This is a genomic window from Variovorax paradoxus (assembly GCF_024734665.1).
Classification (GTDB): Bacteria; Pseudomonadota; Gammaproteobacteria; order Burkholderiales; family Burkholderiaceae_C; genus Variovorax.
This window is the reverse complement of sequence record NZ_CP102931.1, coordinates 3209208-3222546: the sequence shown is the minus strand read 5'-3', so window position 1 is coordinate 3222546 and position 13339 is coordinate 3209208. Positions and strand designations below refer to the sequence as shown.

The following is a 13339-nucleotide window of genomic DNA, read 5'->3' as shown; positions in this document are numbered from 1 at the left end:
GGACACACCATGAACTCCGGCTTCACTTTTCCGCTTGCGCTGTGCAAGGCGCAGTACGGCATCTGGCTGCATTCGCTCGAAATGTTCGAGACGATCGGATCGCGCATCCTGCAGGACGGCATCGCACTGACCCGCGCCGAAACGGATGCCGTCATGCGGGCCGAGGACTGGCGGGCGTTGGTCATGGCGCCGATGCATGCGTTCCGGCGTTCGGACACGGACGGTGTTTCCCACACGCCACCGGTAGCCATCGAGGCCACACCATCCCGGCGGGCCGTGGTGAACGACGCCCTGCGCACCCTGCACGGAGCATTGGCCGCGGCACCGTCCGCACGCCGGCAGTATGCTGGTCGCAAGGCAGCCGCGACGCGAAGGAAAGCGTGACGCTCTCGACATGGGCATCGTGCCGACCGGCCTGCCAGTCGGATGCAACCCGGCGCAGCCACCTGCTTGCGCGGAAGAAGCGGCCGATGGGCCGATGTGCTCGTGGCGCACTGGCGCGCGCGGCTACAGCAGCCCCTGGTTGGCGGCCGCGATCACCGCATGCGCACGCGTGCGCACCTGCAGCTTGAGGCAGATGTTCTTCATGTGGGCGCAGACCGTCCGCCCGCTGATCGAAAGATGGCGGGCGATGTCCCCTGTGACATGGCCTTCGGCAACGAGCCGGAGCACCTCGCGTTCCCGCGCCGAGAGAACTCCGCGGGGGCCGCCTTCGGCTTCCCGCAGTGCAAGGGGGGCATTTCCAAGTCGCATCAGCAGGTGCCGGATCACGCTCGGCGACACCGCCGCACCGCCATTGACGACCTGCAGCACCGCCTGCGCGAAATCCTGGAACCAGGAGTTCTTGACGAGATAGCCCCATGCACCCGCGGTGAACGCCCGGCGCACATGAACCTCGTCTTCCAGAGCCGAATGCACGATGACTTCGGCCGAACTGCAATGGCGTCGGGCGCTCTCGATAAGTTCGAATCCTTTGCCGCCGCCGAGCCGGACATCGATGATGAGCACGTCGAATTCATGCCGTGTCAGAAGGCGCTTGCCTTCCTGCAGGCTGCCCGCTTCGCCGACGATGCGCACGCGCGCGTCCGTGGCCAGTTCGTGGGCGATTGCACGCCGCGCATCGGCGTCTTCGTCGATCACCAGCACCCGCACCGGCTTCCCGGGCTGGCCGGACAGGAAGCCCGGCCATGAATTCACCGGTACCCGATTCGTCTCCTGCGCAGGGGCGCTTTCGATCTTCGCGAGCCAGTGCGGGGCGCCACGCGTCAACGGTGACGGCTCGGGTGGGACTGCATCCAAGGATGGCTTCATGCTGTTGCTGAAGTTCAGTTCAGGCTGAATGAGCGCTGGATGCCGCGGCATCCAGCGCCCATTCACGGGGCGGCCGAACGGTGAGCCCGTTCAAGAGCGTCGTCAGGCCCTCGGTGCGGCGTGCGGCGCATTCCGCAGCCGCGCGCTGGGCCTCGTCGGCCACCTTGCCCAGCAAGGTCACCACGCCGTCTTTCACACGTACATCGATATCACAGGCGTTGACTGCGGGGTCCCAGTTGAGTTGAGCGAAAACATCGTGTCTGAGTTGAATGTCCGGGTTCATGGCAATCCTTTCTGAAGTCGGAGGAAACCTGTCCATGGCGTCAGAGCACTGCGGACCACGAGCCCGAGATGCGGCTTTCGAGTTCCGCGATGCCCACGTGGCACAGGTCGTTGTTCAGCGTGGCCTTGAGCCGCTGGGTGACCGCTTCGCTCAGCTGCGCCTTCAGTTCGCCCATGAAAGGGTTCGAGGCGAAAAGCGTGAGCGAGGCGTACTCGCCGGCCTTCAGGCCCGCGTCCAGCCGGTGGGCGATTTCCTTCGCGAAGCGCTGGTGCTCATTGCGCCGTGCGTCGCTTCGCGGCTCGAAATGGTTGAGGCCCCGGCTGTTGTCGGCGGCCTGGCTGCCGGGACGGTCCGACTCGAGTTCCCTGGTGTGCAGCCGGCTTGCATCGTGTGCGAGGGTTGCGACCGGCACCAGCGGCGACTTGGCGGTGTCTCGGCGAAAGATGCGTGCCGATGCGGCATTGGCGATGACGATCAATTGGGTCTTCATGACGCTTCCCGGAGTAAGGGCGATGCCCAAGACTAGGACGCGGATTCACGGCAGACTTTGCGCTGGATCAACTTCCGGCCTCTTGCCCGAGCTGCTTGCACGGCTAGCGAGTGCCCAGGCCGACGACAACGGTGTTGCGTACCTGCGCATTCCGTTGAATGCGCTCCCGGTGCACCGCTCCCCGACCCAGAACTAGCCGGGCAGGGCGGGTTCAGTGCGCCTCGGTCAGCTGATCGAGGATCGCCGGGTTCTCCAGCGTCGACACGTCCTGCGTGATCGCCTCGCCCTTGGCCACCGAGCGCAGCAGGCGGCGCATGATCTTTCCGCTGCGGGTCTTGGGCAGGTTGTCGGCGAAGCGGATCTCCTTGGGCTTGGCGATGGGGCCGATCTCCTTGCCGATCCAGGCGCGCAGCTCGGCCGCCAGGCGGTCGGCTTCCTTGCCCTCGGGGCGCGGCTGCTTGAGCACCACGAACGCGCAGATCGCCTCGCCGGTGGTGTCGTCTGGCCGGCCGACCACCGCGGCCTCGGCCACCAGCGCCGTGCAGGCCACCAGCGCCGATTCGATTTCCATGGTGCCCATGCGGTGGCCGCTGACGTTCAGCACGTCGTCGATGCGCCCGCCGATGGTGAAGTAGCCCGTGAGCGCATCGCGCGCGGCGCCATCGCCCGCCAGGTAGTAGCCGCGCAGCTCCGGCGGGTAGTAGCTCGAACGGTAGCGCGCGTCGTCGCCCCACACCGCGCGGATCATGCTCGGCCAGGGCTTCTTGATGACCAGCAGGCCGCTCTCGCCGTTGGGCACGTCGTTGCCCATCTCGTCGACGATGGCCGCGGCGATACCCGGAAAGGGCAGGGTGCAGGAGCCCGGCACGAGGTCGGTGGCGCCCGGCAGCGGCGTGATCATGTGGCCGCCGGTCTCGGTCTGCCACCAGGTGTCGAGCACCGGGCAGCGGCCGCCGCCCACGTGCTTGCGATACCACTCCCACGCGGCCGGGTTGATCGGTTCGCCGACCGAGCCCAGCACGCGCAGGCTGCGCAGGTCGTAGCGGTCGGGGTGAACGGCGGAGTTGCCTTCGGCTGCCTTGATGAGCGAGCGGATGGCGGTGGGCGCGGTGTAGAAGACCGTGACGCCGTGCCGCTCGATCATCTGCCAGAAGCGCCCCGCGTCAGGGAATGTGGGCACGCCCTCGAACATCACCTCCGTCGCGCCGATGGCCAGTGGGCCGTAGGCGATGTAGGTGTGGCCGGTGACCCAGCCGATGTCGGCCGTGCACCAGAACACGTCGTCGTCGTGCATGTCGAAGGTCCACTTCGTGGTGAGTGCCGCATGCAGCAGGTAGCCGCCGCTGCAGTGCTGCACGCCTTTGGGCTTGCCGGTGGAGCCCGATGTGTAGAGCAGAAACAGCGGATGCTCGGCGCCCACCCATTCGGGTTCGCAGCTGTCGCCCTGCGCCTGGGTTATTTCGTGCATCCACAGATCGCGCGGCGTCCACGCAATGGGCCCGCCGGTGCGGCGGTAGACGAGGACCGACTCCACCGCCTCGCAGCCGCCCAGCGCGAGCGCCTCGTCGACCATTGTCTTGAGCGGCAGCTGCTTGCCCGCGCGCACCTGCTGGTCGGCCGTGATGACCACTGCGGCGCCGGTGTCCGCGATGCGGTCGCGCAGCGCGTGCGCCGAGAAACCGCCGAACACCACCGAGTGCACTGCGCCCAGCCGCGCGCAGGCCTGCATCGCGACCACGCCTTCGACCGACATCGGCATGTAGATGACGACGCGGTCGCCTTTCTTCACGCCGCGCGCCTTCAGCGCGTTGGCCATGCGGCAGGTCTGCGCGAGCAGTTGCGAATAGGTCGTGTGGGTGACCTTGCCGTCGTCCGACTCGAAGATGATCGCCACCTTGTTGCCCTTGCCGGCCTCCACCTGGCGATCGAGGCAGTTCCACGAGACGTTGAGAGTGCCGTCCTCGAACCAGCGGTAATAGGGCGCATCGCTGCTGTCGAGCGTCTTGGTGAACGGCGTTTTCCAGCCGATGAATTCGCGCGCAAGGCGAGCCCAGTAGCCCTCGTGGTCGGCATCGGCTTCGGCCACAAGGGCGTCGTAAGCGGCGCGACCGGCGATATGCGCGGTGCGGGAGAGTGCTTCCGGGGGCGCATAGATCGGAAGGCGGGACGGGAGATCGGGAGCGTTCATGTCTCGTGTCTTTCGTGGGGTGATGGCGCGATCTTGCCGACGGCGAAGGAGAAAACCTTGCGCCAGCGCAAGCTTCGATGCGGCGCGTGCACTCCTAATCGGGCCATTGCACACAAGGAGACTCCATGGAAGACGATCTGGTCGCGCGCATTGCCGCGAATCCGCAGTACAAGCAACTCAAGCGCCGGCGCGACCGCTTCGGCTGGACGCTGGCGGTGCTGATGCTCGCCGCCTACTACGGCTTCGTGCTGCTGGTGGCCTTCGACAAGGAGTTCCTGGCGCGACGCATGGGCGAAGGCGTCATGACCCTTGGCATGCCGATCGGCTTCGGCGTGATCATCTTCACCGTGGCCATCACCGGCTACTACGTGCGCCGTGCGAACGCGGAGTTCGACACCCTGTCGGACGCCGTGGTCAAGGCCGTGCAGAAGGTGGCCAAGCCATGAACACACATCTCCTGCGCGTGCGGTCCGCCGCCGTCCTTCTTGCGCTGGGCGCGGTCTCGGCGGGCGCTCTTGCGGCTGGCGCCGACCTGGGCCAGCTGCAGCGACAGCCCACCAACTGGACCGCCATCGGCATGTTCGCTCTGTTCGTGGTGGGAACGCTCTTCATCACCAAGTGGGCCGCGGCGCGCACCCGATCGGCATCCGATTTCTACACGGCCGGCGGAGGCATCACGGGCTTCCAGAACGGGCTTGCCATTGCCGGCGACTACATGTCGGCAGCGTCGTTCCTCGGCATTTCAGCCGCGGTGATGGCCACCGGCTATGACGGTTTGATCTACTCGATCGGCTTCCTGGTGGGCTGGCCTGTCATCACCTTCCTGATGGCCGAGCGGCTGCGCAACCTCGGCAAGTTCACCTTCGCCGACGTGGCGGCCTTCCGCTTCAAGCAGACCCCGGTGCGCATCTTCGCGGCCTCGGGCACGCTGGTGGTGGTGGCGTTCTACCTGATCGCGCAGATGGTGGGGGCGGGGCAGCTCATCAAGCTGCTGTTCGGCCTGGAGTACTGGATCGCGGTGGTTATCGTGGGCTCGCTCATGATGGTGTACGTGCTCTTCGGCGGCATGACGGCCACCACCTGGGTGCAGATCATCAAGGCCGGCCTGCTGCTGGGCGGCGCGAGCTTCATGGCGGTGTCGGTGCTGTGGCACTTCGGCTTCAGCCCGGAGGCGATGTTTGCCGGTGCGGTGAAGGTCAAGACCGACCTGGCGCTCAAGGACGGCAAGACCGCCCAGGTGGCAGCGAGCATCGGGCAGTCGATCATGGGCCCGGGCAACTTCGTGAAGGACCCGATCTCGGCCATCTCCTTCGGCATGGCGCTCATGTTCGGCACGGCCGGCCTGCCGCACATCCTGATGCGCTTCTTCACCGTGCCCAGCGCCAAGGAGGCGCGCAAATCGGTCATGTGGGCCACGGGCTGGATCGGCTACTTCTACCTGCTGACCTTCATCATCGGCTTTGGGGCCATCACCTTCGTGCTGACCAACCCCGACTTCCTCGATGCCAAGGGCGTGCTCAAGGGCGGCGGCAACATGGCGGCGATCCACCTGGCCAATGCGGTGGGCGGCAACGTGTTCCTGGGCTTCATCTCGGCGGTGGCCTTCGCGACCATCCTCGCGGTGGTGGCGGGCCTCACGCTGTCGGGAGCGTCGGCCGTGTCGCACGACCTGTATGCCACCGTCATCAAGAAGGGCGACGCCGGCAGCGCGGCCGAGCTGCGGGTGTCCAAGATCACCACGCTGGCGCTCGGTGCGCTGGCTGTGCTGCTGGGCATCGTGTTCGAGAAGCAGAACATCGCCTTCATGGTGTCGCTGGCCTTCGCCATCGCGGCCTCGGCCAACTTCCCGGTGCTCTTCATGTCGGTGCTCTGGAAGGGCTGCACCACGCGCGGCGCGGTGATCGGCGGCTTCCTCGGGCTGGTCTCTTCGGTGGCGCTGACGGTGGTGTCGCCTTCGGTCTGGGAGGCCACCTTCGGCTACCCGGCGGGGTCGGCACCGTTCCCGTACACCTCGCCGTGCCTGTTCTCGATGAGCATCGCGTTCGCGGGCATCTGGCTGTTCTCGGTGCTGGACCGCAGCGCGCGCTCCCAGGTGGACCGCGGCGGCTTCCTCGCCCAGCAGGTGCGTTCCGAAACGGGCATCGGCGCACACGGCGCGAGCGGGCACTGAACGAGCCTGCACGCTGACCACGGCCCGGCGCCGTGGTCAGTCAGCGCCTATCAGCACCTTGACATGCGCAGCGGCGCTGCGGGCGAGGGCACTGAGCGCATAGCCGCCCTCAAGGCAAGAGATGACGCGCCCATGGCAATGGCGCTGCGCCACATCCATGATCTGCCGCGTGACCCAGGCGTAGTCGCGCTCCACCAGGCCGAGGTTGCCCATGTCGTCCTCCCGATGCCCGTCGAAGCCCGCGCAGATGTAGACGAGCTGCGGCGCGAAGGCTTCGAGCGCGGGCAGCCAGCGCCCGGTGACGGCCGCGCGGAACGCATCGCTGCCCGAACGCGCGGGCAAGCCAATATTCACCATGTGCGAGCCGTTGTCGTCTTCGCCCGAGAAGGGGTAGATGCCCTTCTCGAAGATGGAGCACATGAGCACGCGATCGTCGCCGCGGAAGATGTCGACGCTGCCGTTGCCGTGGTGCACGTCGAAGTCGATCAGGGCCACGCGCTGCAGGCCGTGCACGTGCAGCGCATGCCGGATACCCACTGCCACATTGTTGAAGAAGCAAAAACCCATGGCCGCTTCGCGCACCGCATGGTGGCCGGGCGGACGTACGTTGCAGAAAGCCGTGGACGCCTTGCCCGCCAGCACCAGGTCGGTTGCCAGCACCGCGGCACCGGCCGCTCGCAACGCGGCCTGCACGGTGTGCGGGTTCATGAGGGTGTCGGGGTCGACGAAGTGGAGGCCTTCGGTGGGAGCGGCGGCAATGAGTTCGCGCACGTACGACATCGTGTGTGCGCGCGCCAGCTGGGTGCGCGTGGCAAGGGGCGCATCGTACGGCGCCATGTAGTCGAGCAGGCCCGCGATCAGCAGCCGGTCATGAATGGAGGAAGACCGCTCGGAGCATTCCGGGTGGCCCGCGCCCATGTCATGGCGCGCGCAGTCGGGGTGGGTGATGTAGGCGCTGAGCATGCGAGTCCTTCGGAGTCCCGGGGGCGGTACGCGCGGAAGGCTCGCTGCCAGATGCGACCCCGAAGTGGGTTGGGGAAGCTTCACTCTAGGCAAACAGGCGCGTGCCGCTGTTGCGCTGGATCAAGCAAGCGGACGACAAGCGCCGCATTCGCTACGGCTGGAATGCCGGCACGGTGTTGACGTGCATCAAAGGCTGTGGGTGGTGCGGTCCGCAGAATCGCCCGCACTGTTCACGAGGTACGAATGCAATCCCTTCTTTATTCCGGTCTTCTCGATCTTCCATGGTGGGGCGCTGTGCTGGCCGCGCTGGCGCTCACGCACGTCACCATCGCTTCGGTCACCATCTTCCTGCACCGCCACCAGGCGCATCGCGCTCTCGAGCTGCACCCGGCGGTGAGCCATTTCTTCCGCTTCTGGCTGTGGCTGACCACCGGCATGGTGACGAAGGAGTGGGCAGCGGTGCACCGCAAGCACCACGCCAAGTGCGAAACACCCGAAGATCCGCACAGCCCGCAGGTGTACGGGCTCAACAGGGTGCTGTGGGGCGGCGTGTTCCTCTACGTGCGCGAAGCGGGGCATGCGGAAACCCTCGAGCGCTACGGCCACGGCACGCCCGACGACTGGCTGGAGCGCAATCTCTACTCGAAGCACAAGATCCTCGGCATCGTGCTGATGGGCATCGTGGACATGGCAGTCTTCGGCGTGGTGCCTGGCGGCCTGGTCCTGCTCACGCAGATCGCGTGGATCCCGTTCTGGGCGGCCGGCGTGGTCAACGGCATCGGCCACTACTGGGGCTACCGCAACTGGCCCGCCCGTGACGCCAGCACGAACATCTCGCCGATCGGCATCCTGATCGGCGGGGAAGAGCTGCACAACAACCACCACGCCTTTCCCAGCTCGGCCAAGCTCTCGAGCAAGTGGTTCGAGTTCGACATCGGCTGGCTCTACATCCGCACGCTGCAGGCCCTGGGCCTGGCGACGGTAAAGCACGTGGCACCCACGCCGCGCCTCGTTGCGCCCAAGGCGAATGTCGATCTCGCCACGGTGCAGGCAGTCATCCGCTGCCACTACGACGTGCTGTCGAACTACACGCGCTCGCTGAAGAAGGCCTGCGCAGTGGAGCTCGGTCGCCTGCGCCGCATGTCGCCCGAAGCCGCGCGTGCCCTCAAGGCTGTGAAGCCATTGCTGGGCAAGGACCAGGGCCTGCTCGGCCCGTCGCGGTACCAGCAGGTGATACAGGCGTTGAATGCATCGCAGGCACTGACTACTATGTATTCCATGCGCGGGGAGTTGACCGCCCTGTGGAGCCGTTCCGCCGCCACCGGCGAGCAGCTTGCCAGGCAGTTGCAGGACTGGTGCCAGCGCGCCGAGGCGAGCGGCATCGCACCGCTGGCGGACTTTTCCCGCCGCCTGCGTTCCTACGCCTGAACGGCCCTGCGCCGAGAAGATGCGATTGAGGCTTGCGTAATGGTTTGGCGATTCGATGTCTGCAACGGCGATGCCGACGGCCTCTGCGCCGTCGTGCAGTGGCGGCTGCACGAGCCCGGGCCGGCCGAACTCGTGACGGGGCTCAAGCGCGACATCGCGCTGCTCGGCCGCGTTCAGGGACAAGCCGGCGACGAAGTCAACGTGTTCGACATCTCGATGCAGCGCAATCGCGGCGACCTGCTGCGCCTGCTCGACGACGGCGTGCGTGTGCGCTACTTCGACCATCACGTTGCCGGCGATGTGCCGGTGCATCCGATGCTCGAGGCACACATCGACGAGGAGAGCGCGGCCTGCACCAGCCTGCTGGTCGACCGCCACCTGGGCGGAGCGTATCGCGCCTGGGCGCTGGTCGGCATCTATGGCGACAACCTGGGCGCAGTGGCCGACCGGCTGGCGCTCGAAGGCGGCTTCGAGCCCGGCGACTGCGCCGGGCTGCGCCGGCTGGGCGTGCTGATCAACTACAACGCCTACGGCGAGTTCGAGCACGACGTGCGCATCGCACCCCGCCTGCTGTTTCCGCTGATGGCGCGCTATCCGGACCCGCGCGACATGCTGGCGCACGAGAGCGTCGTCGACGAGATCGATGCAATGCGCCACAGCGACCTGCGGCTGGGTGCCGACGCCGCCGTGCTGTGGCAGGGGCCACAGGGCAGCGTGCGCGTGCTGCCCGATGCGCCGTGGAGCCGGCGCGTGCAGGGCTGTCTCGCCAACGAGCTGGCAAACGGCGAGCCCGGCTGTGCGCACGCGGTGCTGAAGGTGCAGGGCGACGGCTATGTCGTCAGCGTGCGTGCGCCGCTGGCACTTCCGCGCGGCGCCCATGCGCTGTGCAGCCGCTTCGGCGGCGCCGGCCGCTCGCGCGCGGCGGGCATCGACCGATTGCCGCGCGGTGACTTGTCGCGCTTTGTCGAGGCTTTCGCCGGGGCGTCCTGGAGTTAGCGCGCCGAATGACGTCGCAGACGCGAGGAATCCTTGCGCTATCTCAAAGGGAGGGCGGGCAGGGACGCATAACGTTGCGGCATGAAAGCACTCGTATACCGGGGCCCCGGCCTCAAATCGCTCGAAGACCATTCCAAGCCGGAGATCCAGGCGCCGGGCGACGCCATCGTCAAGATACTCAAGACGACCATCTGCGGCACCGACCTGCACATCCTCAAGGGCGATGTACCGACCTGCACGCCGGGCCGCATCCTCGGGCACGAGGGCGTGGGCGTGGTCGAGAGCGTCGGAGCCGGCGTCACGGCCTTCAGGGCGGGCGACCATGTGCTGATCTCGTGCATCTCGTCGTGCGGCAAGTGCGAGAACTGCCGCCGCGGCATGTATTCGCATTGCGCCACCGGCGGCTGGATTCTCGGCAACACCATCGACGGCACGCAGGCCGAGTACGTGCGCATTCCGCATGCGGACACCAGCCTGTATCCCGTTCCGCCGGGTGCGGACGAAGAGGCGCTGGTGATGCTCAGCGACATCCTGCCGACCGGCTTCGAGTGCGGCGTGCTCAACGGCAAGGTCGCGCCCGGCAGCACGGTGGCCATCGTGGGCGCCGGGCCGATCGGCCTGGCCACGCTGCTCACGGCCCAGTTCTATTCGCCGTCGCAGATCATCCTGATCGATCTGGACGACGGCCGGCTGGAGGTTGCACGCCGCTTCGGCGCGACGCACACGATCAACAGCACCGACGGCAAGGCGGCCGAGGCGGTGCTCGCGCTGACAGGCGGGCGCGGCGTCGACGTGTCGATCGAGGCGGTCGGCATACCGGCCACCTTCGTGCTGTGCCAGGACATCGTGGCGCCCGGCGGCACCATCGCGAACATCGGCGTTCATGGGCACCCGGCCGAGCTTCACCTGGAGCGGCTGTGGTCGCAGAACATCGCGATCACCACGCGGCTGGTCGACACCGTGTCGACGCCGATGCTGCTGAAGACGGTGCAGTCCCACAAGGTGGACCCGGCCCTGCTGATCACGCACCGCTTCACGCTGGACCAGGTGCTGGATGCCTACGACACCTTCGGGCGCGCAGCCGAGACGCATGCGCTGAAGGTGATCATCGAAGCGTAGGGAGCGCCCATGACCGCGCGACGCAATCCGCAATGCGCCTGCGCGAGCGCATTCTGGGCGGCGTGACGCGGCAGATACTCGAGCAGATGACGGTACCGGTCTTGATGGCGCACTGAGGCGGCAGGGGTCCTTGGCGCCTTCTCGCCATTTTTTGATGTCGCTGAGTCGCAAATAAGCCATATGCACACCACACTGGTCAACGCACTGCGAGAGCAACTCCAGCGGGAGACCGGGCAACCCGTGGCCTTGGTCGAGACGCACATTTCCTGGGTGCTGCTGACGCAGACGCAGGCCTTCAAGCTCAAGAAGCCGGTGCGCCTGCCGTTCCTGGACTTTGGCAGCGTCGAGGCCCGAAAGCACTTCTGCGAGGAGGAGCTGCGCCTCAACCGACGCTTTGCTCCTTCGCTCTACATCGACGTGGCACCGGTCTGCGGCACGCGCGAGTCGCCGCGCATCGGTGGCGCCGGCACGGTGATCGACCACGTGGTGCGCATGCTGCGTTTCCCCGATTCGTCGCTGCTGCGCAATCTGCTGGTGGAAGACCGGCTGCAGCCCGCGCTGCTCGACGGCTTCGCGCAGCGGCTGGCCGCCTTGCACGCGGCTGCGGAGCAAGCGACGCCGGTGTCAGACTTCGGCAGTCCCGACTCGATCGTTCGAGCAGCTACGGATGTGCTGGCCGCGTTGCGGGCGCAGGGCGACGACAGCCGCCTCGCCACCCTTGCAGCACTGGATACGTGGGTTCGGAAGCAGGGCCAGGTGCTGCGCATGGCATGGATCGCCCGCCAACAGGGCGGCTCGATACGTGAATGCCACGGCGACCTGCACATGGCCAACGTGGTCCTGGTCGACGGTGCGCTCATGCCTTTCGACTGCATCGAGTTCGACCCGGCACTGCGCTGGATCGACGTGATGAGCGACCTTGCATTCCTCACCATGGACCTGAAGGCCCACGGCCGGGGCGACCTCGCATTCCGCTTCCTGGATGCCTGGATGCAGCACAGCGGTGACTACCCAGGCCTGCAGGTGTGGCGCTTCTACGAGGTCTACCGGGCGCTGGTGCGGGCCATGGCCACGGGGCTGGGTCCAAGGCCTCCGGATGGCGAGGCCCGGCCCGACTACCTGGCCTGCGCGACGCGGCTGACGACGCAGCAGGAGGAGGAGGGCGCCCGCCTGATGATCACGCACGGCTTGTCGGGCTCAGGAAAATCCAGCGTCGCCTTGCAACTGTTGTGCGCCGCGGGCGCTGTCCGCGTGCGATCGGACGTGGAGCGCAAGCGCCTGTATGGCCTCGATCCGCTGGCGCGTTCCGCCGCCCTTGGGCTCGACATCTACGGCGCGCAGGCAACCCGGCAGACTTTCGAGAGACTGCGCGCCTGCGCCCGCGATGCGCTGCTGGCGGGCTATCCGGTGATCGTGGACGCGGCCTTCCTGCGCGGCGCCGAGCGACGCAGCTTCCAAGCCCTGGCAACCGAGCTCCGCGTGCCTTTCACGATCCTGGATTGCCGCGCAACCCCGGCCACGCTGCGCCGCCGCGTGGCCGAGCGCGACGCGGCAGGCACGGACGCCTCGGAAGCCAGCCTCGCGGTGCTGGAGCGTCAGTTTGAATGGCAAGACCCGCTGGCGGCCGACGAGCGCGCGCTGGCCATCGAGGTCTCCACGGAAGACACCGTAGACATCGCGCTGGTCGCAGCGCGATGGCGCGCCACGACCGCGAACCGCTGAACCCTCACTGGCTGGCGAGCGTCCCGCTCGGCAGCGTGAAACGCTCGTGTTCGGTCTTCGCGCTTTCGGGCGCACGCACCAGCAGCACCGGCACGGGCGACAGGCGCAGGATGTGCTCCGCGCTGCTGCCCATGACCCAGCGGCCGATTCCTCGACGGCCGTGAGTGCCGATCACGATCAGCTCGGCCTTCGATGCTTCCGCCTCGGCAATGACCTGGTCGTGCACGGTGCCCTTGAAGCTGTCGAGCAGCACTGTGTCGGCTTCGACGCCTGCTCCCGCAGCCGTGGCCCGCGCGGCTTGGAGCAGCTTCGTGGCGTTGCCGCGCAGCTCTTCGAGCCAGTTGCCTGCATGGCCCGCGTAGGCATCCATGGCCAGCGCGAAGGACAGCTCGTCGATGACGTGCGCCAGGCGCAGGCGTCCGCCCGTGAGCTTTGCCAGCTTGATGGCTTCGGCCAGGCCATGGCTGGATGTGGAACTGCCGTCAATGGGAACAAGAATTCGCTGGTACATGGCACGACTCCGGTTTGTTGAATGGATCGGTCCAGTATCCGCACGGGCGCTCCGCACGGCTTGACATTGATCAAGCGCGAAGCCGCGACTGGCCGGGACTTGATCTGGAACAAACCCGTGCGCGAACGAAAGCGCCACCCTTGAGGCATGCACAGGAC

At 67.0% G+C, this 13339-nt stretch carries 13 protein-coding genes; 7 read left to right on the top strand and 6 right to left on the bottom strand.

All coding sequences use genetic code 11. From position 1 onward, the window contains the following. Positions 1 to 9 precede the first annotated feature (9 nt). On the top strand, positions 10 to 384 hold the full coding sequence (locus NWF24_RS15170) for a hypothetical protein (protein ID WP_258354889.1): 375 nt from the start codon (positions 10 to 12) through the stop codon (positions 382 to 384). Positions 385 to 507: 123 nt separating this feature from the next. On the opposite strand, the gene NWF24_RS15165 is transcribed toward NWF24_RS15170, so the two are convergent. The 4 genes from NWF24_RS15165 to acs form a co-directional block, all read right to left on the bottom strand. After that, positions 508 to 1311: a response regulator gene (locus NWF24_RS15165; protein WP_258354888.1), complete on the bottom strand. Its 804-nt coding sequence runs from the start codon at positions 1309 to 1311 to the stop codon at positions 508 to 510. 19 nt (positions 1312 to 1330) lie between these two features. Continuing rightward, complete coding sequence (locus NWF24_RS15160; RefSeq protein WP_258354887.1) at positions 1331 to 1594, bottom strand: BON domain-containing protein; 264 nt, start codon at positions 1592 to 1594, stop codon at positions 1331 to 1333. Between the two features lie 40 nt (positions 1595 to 1634). Further along, positions 1635 to 2084: a host attachment protein gene (locus NWF24_RS15155; protein ID WP_258354886.1), complete on the bottom strand. Its 450-nt coding sequence runs from the start codon at positions 2082 to 2084 to the stop codon at positions 1635 to 1637. A 211-nt stretch (positions 2085 to 2295) separates the two neighbouring features. Beyond that, a complete protein-coding gene (gene acs, locus NWF24_RS15150) occupies positions 2296 to 4272 on the bottom strand; it encodes an acetate--CoA ligase (protein ID WP_258354885.1) in 1977 nt (658 codons plus the stop codon). A 125-nt stretch (positions 4273 to 4397) separates the two neighbouring features. Between acs and NWF24_RS15145 the strand changes: the two genes are divergently transcribed. After that, positions 4398 to 4718 (top strand): DUF485 domain-containing protein, encoded by a 321-nt coding sequence (locus tag NWF24_RS15145; RefSeq protein ID WP_258354884.1) that lies wholly within the window; start codon positions 4398 to 4400, stop codon positions 4716 to 4718. Beyond that, positions 4715 to 6442, top strand: coding sequence for a cation acetate symporter (locus NWF24_RS15140; protein WP_258354883.1), 1728 nt, complete (start codon positions 4715 to 4717; stop codon positions 6440 to 6442). Before NWF24_RS15145 ends, NWF24_RS15140 begins: the two co-directional genes overlap by 4 nt. Before the next feature lie 36 nt (positions 6443 to 6478). On the opposite strand, the gene NWF24_RS15135 is transcribed toward NWF24_RS15140, so the two are convergent. Beyond that, entirely contained in the window at positions 6479 to 7405 is a 927-nt protein-coding gene (locus NWF24_RS15135; RefSeq protein WP_258354882.1) for a histone deacetylase family protein, read from the bottom strand. Between the two features lie 243 nt (positions 7406 to 7648). On the opposite strand from NWF24_RS15135, the gene NWF24_RS15130 reads away from it, so the two are divergent. From NWF24_RS15130 to NWF24_RS15115, 4 genes are all read left to right on the top strand, one after another. Continuing rightward, positions 7649 to 8833, top strand: a complete 1185-nt coding sequence (locus tag NWF24_RS15130) for a DesA family fatty acid desaturase (RefSeq protein ID WP_258354881.1) — start codon at positions 7649 to 7651, stop codon at positions 8831 to 8833. Positions 8834 to 8872: 39 nt separating this feature from the next. Continuing rightward, positions 8873 to 9829, top strand: a complete 957-nt coding sequence (locus NWF24_RS15125) for a hypothetical protein (protein WP_258354880.1) — start codon at positions 8873 to 8875, stop codon at positions 9827 to 9829. Between the two features lie 81 nt (positions 9830 to 9910). Next, complete coding sequence (locus NWF24_RS15120; protein WP_258354879.1) at positions 9911 to 10948, top strand: zinc-dependent alcohol dehydrogenase family protein; 1038 nt, start codon at positions 9911 to 9913, stop codon at positions 10946 to 10948. Positions 10949 to 11128: 180 nt separating this feature from the next. Then, positions 11129 to 12670 (top strand): bifunctional aminoglycoside phosphotransferase/ATP-binding protein, encoded by a 1542-nt coding sequence (locus NWF24_RS15115; protein ID WP_258354878.1) that lies wholly within the window; start codon positions 11129 to 11131, stop codon positions 12668 to 12670. Positions 12671 to 12674: 4 nt separating this feature from the next. On the opposite strand, the gene NWF24_RS15110 is transcribed toward NWF24_RS15115, so the two are convergent. Beyond that, positions 12675 to 13181: a universal stress protein gene (locus tag NWF24_RS15110; RefSeq protein ID WP_093060133.1), complete on the bottom strand. Its 507-nt coding sequence runs from the start codon at positions 13179 to 13181 to the stop codon at positions 12675 to 12677. Between the last annotated feature and the right edge of the window lie 158 nt (positions 13182 to 13339).

What these genes read in the sequence shown, in the direction of transcription:
- NWF24_RS15170 (WP_258354889.1), top strand. Translation starts at nt 10, where the DNA reads ATGAACTCCGGCTTCACTTTTCCGCTTGCGCTGTGCAAGGCGCAGTAC.
- NWF24_RS15165 (WP_258354888.1), bottom strand. Translation starts at nt 1,311, where the DNA reads ATGAAGCCATCCTTGGATGCAGTCCCACCCGAGCCGTCACCGTTGACG.
- NWF24_RS15160 (WP_258354887.1), bottom strand. Translation starts at nt 1,594, where the DNA reads ATGAACCCGGACATTCAACTCAGACACGATGTTTTCGCTCAACTCAAC.
- NWF24_RS15155 (WP_258354886.1), bottom strand. Translation starts at nt 2,084, where the DNA reads ATGAAGACCCAATTGATCGTCATCGCCAATGCCGCATCGGCACGCATC.
- acs (WP_258354885.1), bottom strand. Translation starts at nt 4,272, where the DNA reads ATGAACGCTCCCGATCTCCCGTCCCGCCTTCCGATCTATGCGCCCCCG.
- NWF24_RS15145 (WP_258354884.1), top strand. Translation starts at nt 4,398, where the DNA reads ATGGAAGACGATCTGGTCGCGCGCATTGCCGCGAATCCGCAGTACAAG.
- NWF24_RS15140 (WP_258354883.1), top strand. Translation starts at nt 4,715, where the DNA reads ATGAACACACATCTCCTGCGCGTGCGGTCCGCCGCCGTCCTTCTTGCG.
- NWF24_RS15135 (WP_258354882.1), bottom strand. Translation starts at nt 7,405, where the DNA reads ATGCTCAGCGCCTACATCACCCACCCCGACTGCGCGCGCCATGACATG.
- NWF24_RS15130 (WP_258354881.1), top strand. Translation starts at nt 7,649, where the DNA reads ATGCAATCCCTTCTTTATTCCGGTCTTCTCGATCTTCCATGGTGGGGC.
- NWF24_RS15125 (WP_258354880.1), top strand. Translation starts at nt 8,873, where the DNA reads ATGGTTTGGCGATTCGATGTCTGCAACGGCGATGCCGACGGCCTCTGC.
- NWF24_RS15120 (WP_258354879.1), top strand. Translation starts at nt 9,911, where the DNA reads ATGAAAGCACTCGTATACCGGGGCCCCGGCCTCAAATCGCTCGAAGAC.
- NWF24_RS15115 (WP_258354878.1), top strand. Translation starts at nt 11,129, where the DNA reads ATGCACACCACACTGGTCAACGCACTGCGAGAGCAACTCCAGCGGGAG.
- NWF24_RS15110 (WP_093060133.1), bottom strand. Translation starts at nt 13,181, where the DNA reads ATGTACCAGCGAATTCTTGTTCCCATTGACGGCAGTTCCACATCCAGC.